This is a genomic window from Aromatoleum toluolicum (assembly GCF_012911005.2).
In the GTDB taxonomy this organism is placed as follows: domain Bacteria; phylum Pseudomonadota; class Gammaproteobacteria; order Burkholderiales; family Rhodocyclaceae; genus Aromatoleum; species Aromatoleum toluolicum.
In genome coordinates, this window is record NZ_WTVS01000026.1 from 21,965 (window position 1) to 36,923 (window position 14,959).

15 protein-coding genes are annotated in these 14,959 nt (G+C 65.0%); all 15 read right to left on the minus strand.

What is annotated here, in order from left to right; translation table 11 throughout:
• Positions 1 to 4: 4 nt before the first annotated feature.
• The 15 genes from GPA27_RS13455 to GPA27_RS13525 all read right to left on the minus strand — a co-directional run bounded on the left by GPA27_RS13455 (position 5) and on the right by GPA27_RS13525 (position 14,806).
• Positions 5 to 658, minus strand: coding sequence for a hypothetical protein (locus GPA27_RS13455; protein ID WP_169141136.1), 654 nt, complete (start codon positions 656 to 658; stop codon positions 5 to 7).
• Positions 659 to 662: 4 nt separating this feature from the next.
• Entirely contained in the window at positions 663 to 1,112 is a 450-nt protein-coding gene (locus GPA27_RS13460) for a hypothetical protein (RefSeq protein WP_169141137.1), read from the minus strand.
• Positions 1,112 to 6,043, minus strand: coding sequence for a phage tail length tape measure family protein (locus tag GPA27_RS13465; RefSeq protein WP_169141138.1), 4,932 nt, complete (start codon positions 6,041 to 6,043; stop codon positions 1,112 to 1,114). Before GPA27_RS13465 ends, GPA27_RS13460 begins: the two co-directional genes overlap by 1 nt.
• A gap of 35 nt (positions 6,044 to 6,078) precedes the next feature.
• Positions 6,079 to 6,345 (minus strand): DUF1799 domain-containing protein, encoded by a 267-nt coding sequence (locus GPA27_RS13470; protein WP_169141139.1) that lies wholly within the window; start codon positions 6,343 to 6,345, stop codon positions 6,079 to 6,081.
• A 47-nt stretch (positions 6,346 to 6,392) separates the two neighbouring features.
• Positions 6,393 to 6,779, minus strand: coding sequence for a phage tail assembly chaperone (locus GPA27_RS13475; protein ID WP_169141140.1), 387 nt, complete (start codon positions 6,777 to 6,779; stop codon positions 6,393 to 6,395).
• 93 nt (positions 6,780 to 6,872) lie between these two features.
• Positions 6,873 to 7,520, minus strand: coding sequence for a phage tail tube protein (locus GPA27_RS13480; RefSeq protein ID WP_169141141.1), 648 nt, complete (start codon positions 7,518 to 7,520; stop codon positions 6,873 to 6,875).
• A 78-nt stretch (positions 7,521 to 7,598) separates the two neighbouring features.
• Positions 7,599 to 7,955, minus strand: coding sequence for a tail completion protein gp17 (gp17, locus tag GPA27_RS13485; protein WP_169141142.1), 357 nt, complete (start codon positions 7,953 to 7,955; stop codon positions 7,599 to 7,601).
• Positions 7,952 to 8,473, minus strand: a complete 522-nt coding sequence (locus GPA27_RS13490) for an HK97 gp10 family phage protein (protein ID WP_211164987.1) — start codon at positions 8,471 to 8,473, stop codon at positions 7,952 to 7,954. Before GPA27_RS13490 ends, gp17 begins: the two co-directional genes overlap by 4 nt.
• A complete protein-coding gene (locus GPA27_RS13495; protein WP_169141143.1) occupies positions 8,470 to 8,802 on the minus strand; it encodes a phage head closure protein in 333 nt (110 codons plus the stop codon). The genes GPA27_RS13490 and GPA27_RS13495 overlap by 4 nt, the downstream gene beginning before the upstream one ends.
• Complete coding sequence (locus GPA27_RS13500) at positions 8,802 to 9,374, minus strand: head-tail connector protein (RefSeq protein ID WP_169141144.1); 573 nt, start codon at positions 9,372 to 9,374, stop codon at positions 8,802 to 8,804. The genes GPA27_RS13495 and GPA27_RS13500 overlap by 1 nt, the downstream gene beginning before the upstream one ends.
• Before the next feature lie 61 nt (positions 9,375 to 9,435).
• Positions 9,436 to 9,852 (minus strand): hypothetical protein, encoded by a 417-nt coding sequence (locus GPA27_RS13505; protein WP_169141145.1) that lies wholly within the window; start codon positions 9,850 to 9,852, stop codon positions 9,436 to 9,438.
• 64 nt (positions 9,853 to 9,916) lie between these two features.
• A complete protein-coding gene (locus GPA27_RS13510) occupies positions 9,917 to 11,368 on the minus strand; it encodes a phage major capsid protein (RefSeq protein ID WP_211164988.1) in 1,452 nt (483 codons plus the stop codon).
• Between the two features lie 68 nt (positions 11,369 to 11,436).
• A complete protein-coding gene (locus GPA27_RS13515) occupies positions 11,437 to 12,087 on the minus strand; it encodes an HK97 family phage prohead protease (RefSeq protein WP_169141146.1) in 651 nt (216 codons plus the stop codon).
• An 11-nt stretch (positions 12,088 to 12,098) separates the two neighbouring features.
• Positions 12,099 to 13,316 carry a phage portal protein gene (locus GPA27_RS13520; RefSeq protein WP_169141147.1) on the minus strand — a complete coding sequence of 406 codons (1,218 nt, stop codon included), beginning with the start codon at positions 13,314 to 13,316 and terminating at the stop codon, positions 12,099 to 12,101.
• A complete protein-coding gene (locus GPA27_RS13525) occupies positions 13,316 to 14,806 on the minus strand; it encodes a terminase large subunit (protein ID WP_256222942.1) in 1,491 nt (496 codons plus the stop codon). Before GPA27_RS13525 ends, GPA27_RS13520 begins: the two co-directional genes overlap by 1 nt.
• Between the last annotated feature and the right edge of the window lie 153 nt (positions 14,807 to 14,959).

Sequence of the window (14,959 nt, forward strand, 5' to 3'; positions counted from 1 at the left end):
TTCGTTACCTCGTCCCGAAGATCGTCAAACCAATGTCCGCCAACGTCGCGTCCTGAGTCCCCGGCGCGACGATGTCGATGGAATCGCCCGCGGCAAGACTCGTCTGGCTCGCCATGATGAAAGTCGGCACCGTGCCCGCCGCCGCAAAGCGGATCGTGCCGACCGAAGCGCCGTTCTTCTGCACGTCGAAGTCCGTCTGTGCCGTCGCCGCCGTGCCGGCCTTGCCCTGGCTGCCGGCCATCGCCGCCGCGAGCGTCACCGTGATGCCGGTCGGGATGACGTGGCGCAGCAACAGCACGCTGGCTGCCGGCTTGCCGTTGTAGGTCGTGCCCATCACATAGGGCTGCCCCGCCTTCGGCTGCAGGTCACTCGCCGCCCCCGCCGTAAATCGCGCCTCGACCTTCGCCCCCGTCGAGAACGCCACCCCCGTCGTACCCTCCTGCGCCCGCGTCACCGTCAGCGTGTCGCCCGAGCGCGCGGTCAGATGCACGATCTCGATATTCACGCCATCATCAAGCGTGATGTCCTGCCAGTCGCCGCCAGAGGGGGAAGCGAACAGCGCGCCCTCGCCGGTTGCCACGGAAAGCGTTGTCGCAACGTCCGAAATGCCGCTCGCGAGCGTCGAGCGGGCGTTGTTCGTGAAAAGCCGGTTGCCCATACCGTCAGCTCCAGGTGAACCAGCCCGCGGCCGGTTGATTCAAGATGAAGGCGTAGCCGGCGCTGATCACCAGCTCGGCCTGTGTGGTTTCGAGATCGACGTAGGCGATGAGCGGGTCGGTCAGTGCGCCGACGGCGGCGTCCATGTAGAACACGGCCCACTTCGCCGCGGCATCCGTGCCAGTGAAGGGGATCGAGACGCCATTCGAGGTGAATTTCCCGACTCCGCCCGAGCGCGAAACCGCCGGGCTGACCAGCGCCACCCCGCCCGCCGTGTAGCTCGCATGCGAAAGCTCGTGCGCGACGATGTCGGCCAGCACGCTCTGCGTTGCCGCGTTCGGCGTCAGGGCCTGCGTGAAGAGCGCTACCTTGATGTTGCCGTTGTCGAGCGGGATGCCGTCGTCAAAGCACCAGCGCTTGAACTCGTCGAAATGCGTAATCGTTCCAGCAGCCATCAGGCCACCCTCCTGTCGTTGGTCATGCGCGCCTGCCGCGCCTGTTCATTGCCCGAGCGCTCCAGTCGGGCGAGCCGCTCATCGAGCGCACTCATGCCGGCGGAGAGCACCCGCACCACTACCTTCAGTTCGTCGATGATTTCCTGATCGCGACTGGTGGCCGCCTGCGAGCGGTCACCCGAGAGGAAGCCGCGCGTCTGCTCGGCCGTCCAATACCGCGCCGGCCCCGTCGCTTCGATCTCGGCGCCTTCCTCGCCCACCAGGCGCAGCCCGCCCGTGTGGAAGCCGCCGTCCGCGAAAGCCGGCATATCGACGCCGCCGGCAATCGCCGCGAGCTTGCGATCGGTCAGGGAAAGCCCCGCATCGACCACGCCCTGCACGCTCGCGAGGTCGGCGAAGTAGCTGGCGCCGCTCGCGAAATACTCCCGCGACGCATCCAGGAAGCTGCGACCCACTTCGGAGAGCTGCGCCAATGCGTCCTGATTGCCGATCGCGGCGAGGCGGCTCGTTTGCTCGAACTGCGTCTGCGCCGCGAGATAGGCGGACTCCGGCGAGAGGCCCGCCAGATCTCCGCCCGTGATCTCGTTGCGGAACTTGGTGAGATCGGCGCGCAGAGCCTCCCAGGCGCGGCCCGCTTCTTGCGCGGCGTCCGATACCCCCTTGAACGCCGGCACCAGCGCGAGCAGCTCGGCGCGCATCGTGCGGCCCGCCTCGGTCGATTGGTCCTGTGCGTCGATCAGGGTGCGCAGCGTGTCGGCGCCCTGCGGGACGGCCACGCCGAGATCCGCGAACTTGGCGGAGAGTTCGGTTTGCGCACGGGCGAGCTTTTCCGACTCGGGCACGAGCATGTCGTAGAGCTGCTGCTGCGCGACCTGCAGCTGGCCGAAGCCCGCCGCGAGCGGCGCGAGCTGCATGTAGAGCTTCTGGCCGGCCGCGGTCGTCAGATCGATGCCGCCGATGAGCGCCTTGAAACCGTCGATGCTCGTCGGCATGGACGCGCCCAGCGCATCGAACTGCATCACCATCGCCTTGACCTGCGCGGCCAGTGCGTCGCCAGCATCCATGCCGACCACCGCCTGCAGCTGCTGCGTGGCGGCGGCGATCTCGTTGAAGCCCGAGATCTGCACCTTCTCCTTCTTGCCCTTCGCGTTCGTGACGGTCTCGGTGCGGTTCAGGCTCTGCATCCAGGCCATCGCGGCATCGTCGGACAGCGAGGCCCCCAGGGTGCCGATCATGTCGGACAGCTCGTCCGTGCGGATGCGGTCAAGCACGTACTGCGTGAAGGCCTGCACGCCCTTGTTGCCCTTGGCCTGGCCGGAATCGACGAATGCTTGCGCGTCGGCGAACACGTCACCGCCGATGCCTTCGGTGATCGCCAGCATCCGCTCCCGCTGCCCGGCCGCGGCATACTTCGCAGCGACGCGCGTCGATTTCCACCCGTCCATGCGCGCGCGCACCGCCTCGATCTCGCGCGCGGACAGGAATGCCGCCATCGCGCCGTCGAAGGCCGCAATCGCTTCCAGAGATTTGCGGAAATCCTTGGCGTCGACGTCCTTCGAGTTGCTGTTCAGGCCGAGCTCGCCGAAGACGCTGGAGACCTTGACGCCGTCTTCCCAGTTCTTGTCGAACCCGCCGCCCTGCTTCGCCATCTGGAACGCAACTTTCGGGTCTTTCTTGTCTTGCATCAGGTCGCCGGCAATCGCCAGCACCGCGAGCGCCGCCCATCCCCACACGGGGATCGCAGCGAGGCCTGCGGAGGCGCCCGCCATTGCTCCGGCGCCGACCGACGTGCCGGCCGCAGCCGCCCCCATGCCGCCGGCAACCGCGCCGGCTCCGGCCATCCCCGCGGCGCCGCCTGCGACGCCTGCGGTGTAGCTGCCGGTCTGGTTGTACGCCCAGAGGCCGGTCCCAAGCCCGGCGGCGTATGTGCCCAGGGTTGAGCCATAGCCGCCCGCAGAGACAAGCTGGCCGCCCTCATACACGGGAGCGGATGTCATCGCGAACGGCGACATCGCTGCTGATCCGCTCACGACCCCGCTGGAACCCAGCGTGTTGTACATGTTGTACGCGGACGAGCCCATCTGGAACAGATTGCCGATCCCACTGGCTCCGCCGCCGACACCACCAAGCCCGCCGCCCATCCCGACCGCCTGCAGCACCAGGCCGGACATGCCCTGCGCGATCGGCTGGATGATCGGCCTCAGGACCAGCGTCGCGAACATGTTCTTCAGGGTGTTGCGGAAGTTCTCCGCGAAGTCCTCGCCCGACTCGAAGCCTCGCAGCAGCGCATCGGTCAGGGACTGCTCGATCTGCTGGGAGGTGCGCTCCCACTCCTCGATGACCACCTTGTTCGCGGTGTTGGTCTTCTCGACCAAGGCGTTTGCCTGTGCCTGCGCCTTCAGCTCCTCGCGCTTCGCTGCCGCTTCCGGGCCTTCGCCAAGATTCAGCTTCTCGATGTCCGCCAGATCCTTGGCGAGCTTCAGCTCGACGCGACGCTGGGCGATGATCTTGTCGCGTTCGACCTGACTGCGACCAAGCAGGCTCAGCTGCAGGTTGAGCGTGTTCGTCTCTTCACCGGCCGACCGCGACTCCTCCGCGAGCCGCATCGACATCTGCTTGAATTCGGCCTCCTGCAGCGCCTTGACGTAGCGCTCCTCGGCCGCGACCTTGCGCTCCAAGGAGGCGACATAGGCGGGGTCGAAGCGGTCCGAACTGTCCGCCTCGACGAGCTGCTGACGCATCAGGGCAAGCGTCGCCTGCTCGATGGCGGTCTTGCTCTTGCCCATCGCTTCGTTCGCCGCTTCCTGGCCGATCGCGCGCTCCATGATGGCGTCGGCGGACTTGCTGGCTGCGTCGATCTGCTTGTCGAGCTCGGTGCGCGCGTCTTGCAGCGCCTTGATGCGACGCTTCTCGACGTCGACGGCCTTCTCGGCTACGACGAGATGCTGTGCCTCGGCAAGTGCTTTTTCCTTCTGCGCGCGAGCGACGCCGTGAACGTCGGTGGCTAGCTCCTTCTGCAGCTTGATGACGAGCCGCTCGCCCTCGGTCATCTTGTCGGCGAGCTCGCCCTGCTCGCGTAGGCGACCGAGGTATTCTTCGGTAGCCGCGACCTTTGCGCGGATCGCGGCGACTTCGTTCTGACCGGTGCCGGCGGCGCCACTCTTGCCGGTTTCCTTGTACTTGTCCGCAATCGCGGCCAGGCGGTCACGAAGATCTTTTTCCTTCAGCAGGCCGGCATTGACCAGCTCGCGACCGCGAACTGCGGCGGAGATCATTTCCTGATCCCGCTTGGCAGACTTGTCCTTGTACTGGTCGGCCTCCTTCTGCCAAGCCATGCTCAGCTGGGTCTGTCGCTGCTGCTCTGCAGTGATCGCCGCGCCGCGCTGCTGCATGCGCTGCAGCTCCTGCAGGCTGCCTTGGCGCGCCTTCAGATCGTCCAGGCTCGACCCGAACAGCGACAGCGGGTTGTGCGATTCGATCTGCGAGGCGACGTCAGCAAGCTGGTCGGAGAGTGTCGCCGGTCGCCCGACGTTGAGCATCGCGTCCCATCCTGCCTTGGCGGCATCTGCAACAGCCGCCCACCCGCGTTCGATTGACCCAAGATTCCCAGTGACCTGTTTCGTCCGGTCGTCGAATGCCGTGGCGTAGGCGTTCTGCGCCGCCGCAGCCGCCTCTTCCGTGTGCCCCTGCTCCTGCAGGGCCTTGATCTGCTCATAGACGGCCGCGGTGAGGTAGCGGTACTTCTCGTTCAGCCGCTCCGAGGCCTCCACGGGCGCCTTGCCGAGTTCAGCGAATTCCTTGGCGGTTTCCTCGATGCTCTTCCCGACGGTGCGCTCCATCTGCACCGCGACACGGCTGAAGTATTCAAGGTTGCCGGCGGCCACGCGTCCGGTGCCAGCCATCTCAGCCAGCGCTTCCGCGGCCTTGCCCTGCGTGCCGACCACGTCGCCGATCCGCTCCGCCATGCCGGCCATCTGGCCAGCAGTCGTGCCGGCAACGTTGCCGGTCATGATCAGGGCGCGGTTGTAGGCGTCGGCTTCCTTGCTGCCCTGGTAGTAGGCCAGCGCCACCGCACCGGCCGCCGCGGCGAGTAGCGTGAATGGGTTGATCAGCCCGACGACGTAGCCGCCCAGTGCGCGGGCCGCGTTGCCCGTGCCGCCGAACATGTCCTTGAGCTGGCCGCCCTGCTGGATCATGACCATCATCGGGTTCTGGCCGGCAGCGATGGAGGTCCAGATGTCCGTGAACTGCGCCGGCACGCCGCGCAGCGCCCATGCGGTCTGCTTCGCCGCCGCGTTCATGTCGTGCGTCGATCGCTCTGCTGCGCGAATCTTCTGGATATACGGGTCGGCAGCCTGCGCGACGCCGAGCTGTGCCGCGCGCATTTCCAGCCACGCGGCCTTGCCGTCAGTGAGTTGCACCGACTGCCGCTTGAGCGATTCCAGCAGACGCGACTGGCTCGCCGACATCCGGTCGGCGCCGTCTGCAGCCGCCGTCGCGGCCTGCTTCTGCGCCGCAGCCGCCGATTGCATCTCGGCCTTGTAGCGCCCCCACTCCTCGGAGAGCTGCCGGATTGCGCGCGTATGCGCCTCGGCCTTCGTCGCCCCTTCGTCGCTGAATTGCTTCATCAGCGGGCCCATGCCCTGCTTGACGAAGTCGTTCCACGTCATCGATGCGCGCGCCGCCTCGTCGGCCGCAGCCGACACGCGCTTGATCGAGTCGGTAATGCTGCGGGTGGATTGCTCCACCTTCTGCGCAGCCGCCCCGGTGCCGGCGCCGATGCCGTCGACGCCCTTGGCAGCCTCCTGCCCCGCCTGCGCGACACCTTGCGCCATGTCGCGCGCGGCATCCTTGACGTCCTGGAAGCCGGCTCGGGCTTCCGTGGCATCAACTCCGATGCCGAGCTGGACTTTGCGCTGGTCAGTGGTCATGGCGTCCCAGAAATGCAACGAGGCCCCGCAGGGCCTCAGTCGTTGTTTTCGCGCATCACGGAGAGCGCTTCGCGCTCCAAGACACGCACATCATCAAACATGCGATCCCATTCCGGGCCGACATGGCCGGCGCGGTCCAGGAGATCGAACAGCACGAGGTAATTCAGCCCGGTCGGGCCGGACATCCCCACAGCCCACTGCGTATTCATCCGCACGAAGACTTCGACGGCCGGCCAGTTCTCGGGCCAAACCTCGACGTCGTCGCCTTCGTAGTCTTCCGGCCGGAGTCCGGCCGCTCGCATCTCTTCGGGGCTGGGGGGCCTCTCGTAGAGTCCTCGGGCGGCCTCCTTCAGTTTCCCAGGCGGCCCTCGACGGCCGCGGAGCGGTAGCGCTCCATCATCGACGTCACCGCCGCGGGCAGTTCGTCGGAAAGCTGCGTCAGCGTTTCGAGGCTGATCGGCTCATCGAGGTCCCAGCTGTCGAGCGCATCCATCAGGTACTCGGCGTTCTTGCCCTTCGTTTTCTCCATCAGCCGTTCCATGGAGAACTTGTCGTCGACCGGACGCTCTTCGCCGGCCTCTTCGAACAGGCGGTCGATGAACTGGCCGAATTCGGTACGCGTGCGGTACTTGAAGCTGCAGCTGATCGTTCCTTCGCCACCTTCGGGCATCGGAAAGGAGACGGCCATCGGCTTGAACGACTTCGGGCGCTGCCCCAGCTTGACTTTGTTTGCCATGATCTTGTAGTTCCTTGAGCGCTAAAAAGGCCCACCGAGGAGCGACCTCGCGGGCATGAAAAGGCCCGCCGAAGCGGGCCTCATGGCTACCTATCAGGCGGCGTAGCGGGTGATGCGGCCGTTGCCGTTGATGGAAACGACGTTGGTCAGAATCGCGCCGTTCGACATCTTCGGGTTTTCATTCAATGCCAGCGTGCAGGGCGTGAAGATCATGGCGCCGCTCTTGAGCGTCTTCTTCAGGACCGTGTCGCTCTGCACGTCGGTCAGCGTGCGCATTGCGGTGTAGGACGCAGAGCCGAACTGGTCGGAGTCGATCTCGAAGGACTCGATCACGGCGTTGAACCCGTCGTTGAGGTTCAGGTCGGTGTCTTCATCCATGAATCGCACGGTGACGTTCTTCGGATCGCCGCCCGACTGGCTCGGGTTCAGGTACTTCGGGATCTGGGTGAAGGTCGTGACCTTGCGCACCGTGCCGCCGCCCGAGCCCGCCGGGAAGAACTCGGTGTTCGTGGTGTCGATGCTCTCGGCGACGAACGAATCCGTGAGCACACTCTTGACGCGAACAGCGCGGCGATTCAGCCGGCCCCAGCCCGAGTAGATCTGCACGATGTCGTCCACGCTGTAACCGTGTGCAGTGCAGGACACGACGGCCTCGGCGGCGTTGCTGATGTCGCTGACGGTCTTCGCGGCGGCGAATGCCGTTGCAACCGAAATGATGGTGCCGGAAGGAAGGGTTGCCATGTTACGGGTCTCCTGAAAAACAAAAACCCGCACGAGGCGGGTATTGGGGGGGATGCCCTTGCGGGCGGAATCAATCGGTCAGCGGGCTGACCAGATGCTGAAGTCTTGAATCGTTCCGTACAGGTCCAGGTCAGGGTCATGCGTGGCGATCGGCGCCGACTGCGGCTCCGCCTGGAATGCGCTCGCGGCCCGGAGGGCGGCATCAACCTGCAGGGCAAGCGCCGCAGCGGAAGCCCGGGAGGTCGCCCAGACGTTGATCTGGAAATAGCCGTTTTGCTTGTCCGGCAGCTGGGCGTCGGTGTAGTTGATGACCTCGCCGCCGATCTGCTGGTAGGTGATGTACGGCCGCACCGTACTGAACGGCGCGACGTCGGGGAACACGCGCCCGCCGACGAAGCCCTGCAGCAGGGTGTAGATGTCCGCTTCGACGGTCACAGCACACCGATCCGGCGCAGTAGCTCATCGATTGCCGCCGCCTCGGCCTGCGGGAAATGGGCCTGTGCAGGACGCACGAACGGCCGCGCAGCCACTTGGCGCGGGACTGGCAGCGGGTGATTCTTGTCCGTGTGCCACTTGCCATCCTTGCCGAGGTACGTCGCAAACTTCTGCAGATGGCCGTACTCGACAAGATGGCCGTGCGGCGCCTTCGCGGCGTTCCAGCTGATGTGGTAGGTCGCGCGCCCCTCGCCGCTGTTGTCCTTCGAATACGCCTGGTAGATCGAGCGGGCGAGGTTCCCGCTGACCTTGCCGATCGCTGCGACGTTGCGATGCACGGCTTCATAGAGCACCTGTGCAGCCGCCTGCGCCGCCGGGCGCACCGCCTCCTCGACGTCGGTCGCCAGCGCGTCGATCATCCGATCGATTGCATCAGTGGGCATCATGATCGTGAGTGACGGCTTTCTCGCCGCGTAGCTGCGCGCGCGCCCCGCAGAGGTTCGGCTGGGCTTCGTCATCTCACCGCCTCGCAAACCAGATCCACGTACTCGCGCCGCACCTCGTCGGGCAGCGCCGCCTTGATGTCGTACACGACCGCCCCATGCATCACCCGCATTCCGGCGTCGACGTCGGTGCGGTAGCGGATACGGATCGACGCGCGCACCGTCGATGCGTCGGCGTTCGCCTTGATCGACTCCGATCCGCTCAGATGGAGGATGTTCGCCCAGACCTTGCCGTCCCCAGACGCGATCAGGTTTCCCCACGTCGTCAGCGGCTGGCCGGCCGCGTCCTGCTCCGCCGTCTGGCGCTGGATCGTCACCTTGCGATTCAGGCGGCGCGAATCCATCAGAACCCCCACACCTTGACCGTATTCAGCAGCGAGTCGCGCGCCCTTTCCTTCGCTTCGCGCTCAGCCGGCGTATGCGGATTCAACGGCGACTCGACCTCGATATGCAGCAGCATGGCGGCCTTGACCGCCTGCGGCAGCGCCGCGGCAGCGTAGCCGCAGTCGAAGCGCACCCGTACCGCATCCGGGATTTCCCGCGTCGCCGGCCACGCGCTTCCGTAGGTCAGCGCAACCTCGCGCGGCGGGACGCCGTACGGGCTGAGTGCGTAGGCGGATGCGGATAGCGTCTGCTCGGCTCCGGCCGTGTCCGTGTATTTGATGCTGGTCAAAGCCGTGACCGGCGGCATCGGCAGGCAGATCGCGCCGGCCGGGAACTCTTCAAGAGCCGCCTCCAGCGTGCGCGGCGCCAGCGCGAGGCCCGTGTAGTGCTCCGCGTATTCGCGCGCCGCCGTGATCAGCGACGTCAGCAACGCATCGTGCGACGTGTCATCGGAATCGACCTTGCACTGCAGGCGAGCTTCTGCCAGGGATACGGGCTCGATGGCAACGGCGGTGATGACCTTGAAATTCATGTGTGCGCGACCTCCGCAAAGAGGGCTCGTGGTGACACCCTCTTCACGCAGTGGCCTGGTATCAGGCCGGCGGGTTGGCAGTGGGCTGCAGGTTCGGGCAGATCACGCAGACCGCCGCCAGCAGCGACGCCGTCGCGTTGTTTGCCGGGGTAATGGTCAGACGGGTGTAGCGCTTCGTGCCCTTGTAGCCGAGCTTGAAGCACTTGTCGTCGTCGCTCTGAATGAAGCTGGCGAGCGCTTCGGTGCCGAGCAGATCGGCATCCGCAACGGCGGTCGCGCCGCTCATGTCGGAGGCGTCCGACTCCTCCAGCAGCGTCGTGAACTCGGCGCCAGCATCGCCCAGCGATCCGGTGGCGATGATGTAGGTCGCCGCGCTGACGTTCTGGTGATCGATGATCTGGCCGACTTGGGCGGTGTTGTCCGCGACCGAAGCAGGAGAGATAACCCGCTTCACGTTGATGCAGTTGAACATTTCCATGGTGATGATTCCTTGAAGAGGATGGGGCAGAAGGAGGCGCCACCCGCAGGCGGCGCCGTGCCGATCAGGCAGCGAACTTCAGGAACTTGACCGCCTCGAAATTGACCGCGCCGCCGCCGGTCCGCTTGGTGCTGTAGAACACCACGTAGGGCTTGGCGGTGAAGGGGTCGCGCAGCGTGCGGATGCCCATGCGATCGACGATCTGGTACGCCTCCTTGAAGTCGCCGAGGGCGAGCGACAGGCTGTCCGTGGCCAGCGCCGGCATGTACTGATCGATGCGCACCGGGTAGCCGTTCAGGCGATCCGGCGTGCCGGCCTGCATGGAGGGCTCCCACAGGTAGCGATCGGTCGTCGCCTCCTTCAGTTTGCGGATCTTGGTCCGCACCTCGCGGCGCATGACGAAGTTCGCGTTCTGCAGGTACTGATCCTTGAACGCGCCGATCAGGTCGTGCAGCGGGTCACCCTTGGTCGTTGCGTTGAAGTCGCCGTTCGTGCCCGTCTTCACGTGCTCGAAAGTGCCCCATGCGCGGCTCGCGTCGGCAGTGGCTGCCGTGGCGTAAGACGCCAAGCCCATCGGCTTGCCGGCGCCGTTACCGGTCCAGAACGCGGTCCCCTCAACGCGTGCGAACTTGTCGGCGATCTTGCCGGACAGCCAGGCTTCCACGTCGGTGGCGGCGTCGTCGAGGATCTTCTGCGACGCCTTGGGCATGGCGTACATCTCGAAGGCCTCGATCTTCCATTTGCCGACGGTGGGCGTCGCGGAGTCGGAGCGAGTACCCAGTTCGGACACCCACCCGGCCGCGGCCTCGTCGTTATCGACGATGCCCTCGATGTCGTTGGTGCTGATGGTCTGCACCGATGCGAGCTGGCGCATCACCGACTGCTCATAGACCTTGCCCACGACGCGGCCCATGGTGGCGTGGGGGAGGAAGTAGCCGCCGTCCGGATCGGAGCCGGCCTGCAGCGCCTTGCGCTCGCTCGACTCCAGGCTATCGACAGGCACGCCGGCCACCAGCTTGAAGAAGGCCGACTTGTACAGTCGGTAACCCTCGGCGTCGAATTCAGCCGGAACCGCCTTCCCCTTGCTCGCGCAGTCGGCGCGCAGGGCGATGTTGAACGATTTCAGCTCGGCGGCGAAATCTGCTTCGGCCTTCACTTCGCTGTCGGTCTTCGGGCGCCCGAGCTTCTTTTCGATCGCATCGAACTGCTCTTTGAGGTCGGCGAGCTTTTCCATGTCGGCGCTGATCTTGGCGAGCTTGGTTTCGAGGTCGCCGACAGCCTTCCCTTCGGCTTTCGCCTTCAGGATCTCGTCGTTGGTCTTTTTGAACTCGCTCCACGCCTCGCCTTGCTGGTCGATGATCTTCTTGATCTCGATCAGCTCCACATTACCGACGACGCCGAGCATCGCGAGGCCTGCCATGATGTCGGGCGAGAAAACTGGAACGCCAGCAAGGGCGGAGCCCATCGCCAGCAGGATGGTGGCAGCGATGCCGAATTTGAAGTGCGTCGATTTCATTTTTCCGATCTCCAGAATGAAAAAACCGCCTTGTGGCGGTCGTTTTGGTTGATGCTGTTGGCAGGCTTTCAGGCCAGCGCCGCGCCTCTGCGCCGTAGCGCCTCGACGATTTGCTGCATGTCGCCCCCATCAGAATCGCTCTGTCCGAGGCCTTTCACCCTGGCGATGAACGCCTTGGCTTCCGTGCGGCTCAAGCCTGCATCGCGCAGGTATTGCTCCGCGGATTTGAGATCTTCGAGCGTTTCGATCTGGCCTTTTACCGACGACACGCGCGAGGCGTCATTCATCGGGAAGGTGACCAGCGAAAGCTCGATCAGATCGGCTTTCTTGATGGTGCGCACGCCCGTAACGCGGTCCCAGCTGTCGTCACGGACGCGATAGCCGATCGACAGGCCGCTCAGCGCGCCCATTTTCATCAGTTCGTACGCTTCGGCCCCGCGGGCGGTCTTCAGTGCGAGCTGCCCCTTCACGCGCAGCCCGACAGAATCCTCGTCCATCGACGTATAGACGCCGATCGGCTCCGTCTGACGGTGCTGCCACAGCAGTGCGGGCAGCCGGCCGGAGGATTTTGAGGCTGCCAGCGTTTCGGTGAACGCTCCCGGAGCAACGATGTCGCCGCCGCGGTCCTCGATGCTGAAGACCGAGCCGTAACCTTCGAAGGTGCCGGTGTCGCCGGTAGCCTTGAGGTCGTAGGCGAAGTCGATAGTCTTGGTGGTCATGGTTTCTTCCTTCAGTCCGCGGGGGATGGGGCTGGCTGGCTCCCGGTGGGCTCATGCAGCACCGCCGCATCCCCTCCCATCGGGTTGAATTCGAGTAGCGCGCGGATTTCGTCTTGCGTCAGCACCTGACGGGTACCGCCCGCGCCGAGCATGCGGGCGAAGAACTCGCCCTGGTCCTTCATGGAGCCGCGCAGCAGGCCGGCGGCCACGAACTTGAAGTACAGGCCCTGCGCCCGTTCTTTATCGGTGAGCAGGTTCGCGTCGGCCGATTGTTCAATGCGTGCATACCACGGGCTCAGCGTGTGCACGACGTGCTGGATCTGGAACTGCTCGGCGCTCGCGTAGGTTGGCGCCTTGTCGGTGTGGAACACCATGAATGGCGAGACTCCCGCGAACCGGCAGACCTCTTCGATCTGGAAGCGCCGAGTCTCGAGGTGCTGCGCATCCATGCCGGACATGGTCGTCGAGATCCACTTGGCGCTGCGGTCCAGCACCATCGGGGCGCCGATGTTCTCTCGCGCCTCCTTCTTCAGCCATGCAACCAGCTTCGCCTGTTGCTCAACCGACAGATTCCCATCCACCGAATAGACGCCGGACGATTTGACGCCGTTCGCGTGCAGGCCGGCGTGACTCTCCTCGGTAGCAATGGCCAGTCCGAGCGCTTCGCGCGCCAACTTCAGGACGTCCATGCCGGCGTAGCCGACCCACGACGATCCGCGTACGTGCCAGATCTGATCTGCGGGGAACAGCAGCACCTGGCCGTTGCGCAGAGAATACTTGTACTGCGCCGGCCCGAACTCGTCAGGCTGCTCCACGCACATCCGCCCCGGATCGAGCAGGATCATCTCCGCGATGCCGCGGGAGGTCCGGTTCTTCCATGCGTAGGCGTTGCCGTGCATGGCGTGAATCACCAGTTGCTCGCGGAATTCGAAGCTGGTCTGCCATTCGTTCGGCTTGGTCGCGAGCCGGTCGTAAAGCGGCAAGTCGCGCGCGGGCTTGATCTTCGTCAGGCCGTTTTCATTCGACTCGCGGAATAGCTTGAACGGAACCTGCGCGCAGCCCTGCGAGACGATCTTTACGCATGCGAACCACGTCGCCACGCGAAGCGCGGTGTCCAGATTGATTGTCGCGCCAGACTTGGACGATCGGCCAGACTTGGCGATCTCGGCCCACAGCGCGAGCGGATCGCTCGCCTTGCGCCCGAAACGAATCCAGTCGAAGAGTCCCATCAAGCCATTTCCCAAAACGATCGACCTGAAGCGGCCGGATTAAGTGCCATCAGCGACACCGCGTCAAACAAACTCATCAGCGGGTCAATCTTTGCTGTGCCGCTGATCTGTTTGTTGATGGAAATGGCGTTCTTCTGCTGCTCGACCCGGGCGTTGCTCACGCTCCACGGCATCAGGTCGGACTTCGCCACCAGCAATTCGCCGCCGGCCAGCTTCCGCTCAGTCGTCTTGATCGCCCCGGTCAGTCGCCATCCCTGCGAAATCGCGACGATGTCGCGCTCCACTTCGAACTCCCTGGCGGCCAGCTCATCGACGATGTCGCCAATCCCTGCGGCGTCGACGCCGATACCCTTCTCTTCGGGCAGCAACCCGGCATCCCGCACGCGACACACGTTGTCCGCGAACTCCTGCACGTCCTGCCCCGGCCTCTCGACGATGGTCAGCGTGCCGTCGCGCTCGAAATCGCGAAGCCTAGGGGCGATCTCCTTCCGTCGCTCAAGCGCGATCTTGTGCGCCCAAGCGTGGAACCATGCCAGCCAGCGGCCAGTCTCGCGCTCACGACCGACGACCGCCTGACCAAGCAAGTCGTCCAGTCCGCCGCCGTCGCCGCCAACCACCGCCACTTCGCACCGGGCCAGTAGGTCGTCCAACGTCAGGGCGATCTCGGCCTGTTCCCAGAAGTCCGCGCCGGCCCAACGGTCGGAGCGGAGGTTCAGTCCGATCTCGACGTTCAGGTGCTTGGCGAGGAACTGCTGAAAGGTGCCGTCCGTCTTCGCCTGGTTCTTGCGAAGCTGGTCTTCCAGCCACTCCGCCGACACAGACCGGCCGATGTTCGGGTTCGTGATGTAGAAGTTCTGCGGTAGCAGATACCCCTTCGACTCGATCATCTGCGGCGGGAACTCGTACAGCACGCCCAGCGTCTTGCGGTCGGCGATCTTGCCGTCGCGCACGTCGCGCCAGTAGTCCAGCCGTTCCTTGAAGGATCCGGCCGGCGGCTCGTCGCTCTGCGTCGTCAGGTAAATGACCCAGCCTTCATCGCGCGAGACCTGCCCGCCCAAGGCCTCCATGAACATGGCCGAGGCGTTCGCACGCTTACCGAAGATCCACAGCTCATCGACCAGCACCTTTCCGGACTTCTTGCCGGAAACCGTGTCCGTGTCGGCCGCGACCACCTTCAGGCTGTTCCGGGTCACGCGATGCGTGATCGTCCGGACATGGTCCTGAATGTGGAACAGGGCGCTCAGTTCGTCGTCTTCGCGCACCATCGCCGCGGCCGGCTTGTAGCTGTTGTCCGCGACCTCTTTCGTCGGGGCAAGGATCAGGTGCTCTTCTTCCTCGCGCCAGCACAGGATCAGCGCCGTCAGCATGATCCCGGCGGCGATCGTGCTCTTCGTGTTCTTCTTGCTGATCAGCAGCCCGTATTCACGGATCAGCTGCTTGCCGGTCTCGGCGTCGTACGCGCCGAAGATGGCGGCGACGTAGTCGAACACCCACTGCTCGGCGCACTCGCCGAACGCCGGCTTTCCCGGAAGGTCCACGACCTTCAGTTGCCGGAAGATCGCCAGCGCTTGCTCTGCCTGGTCGGCGAAGATCGGCGCCGGGATGATCGAGCGACCGTCGATCAGTCGCTGCCCCCAATCGGG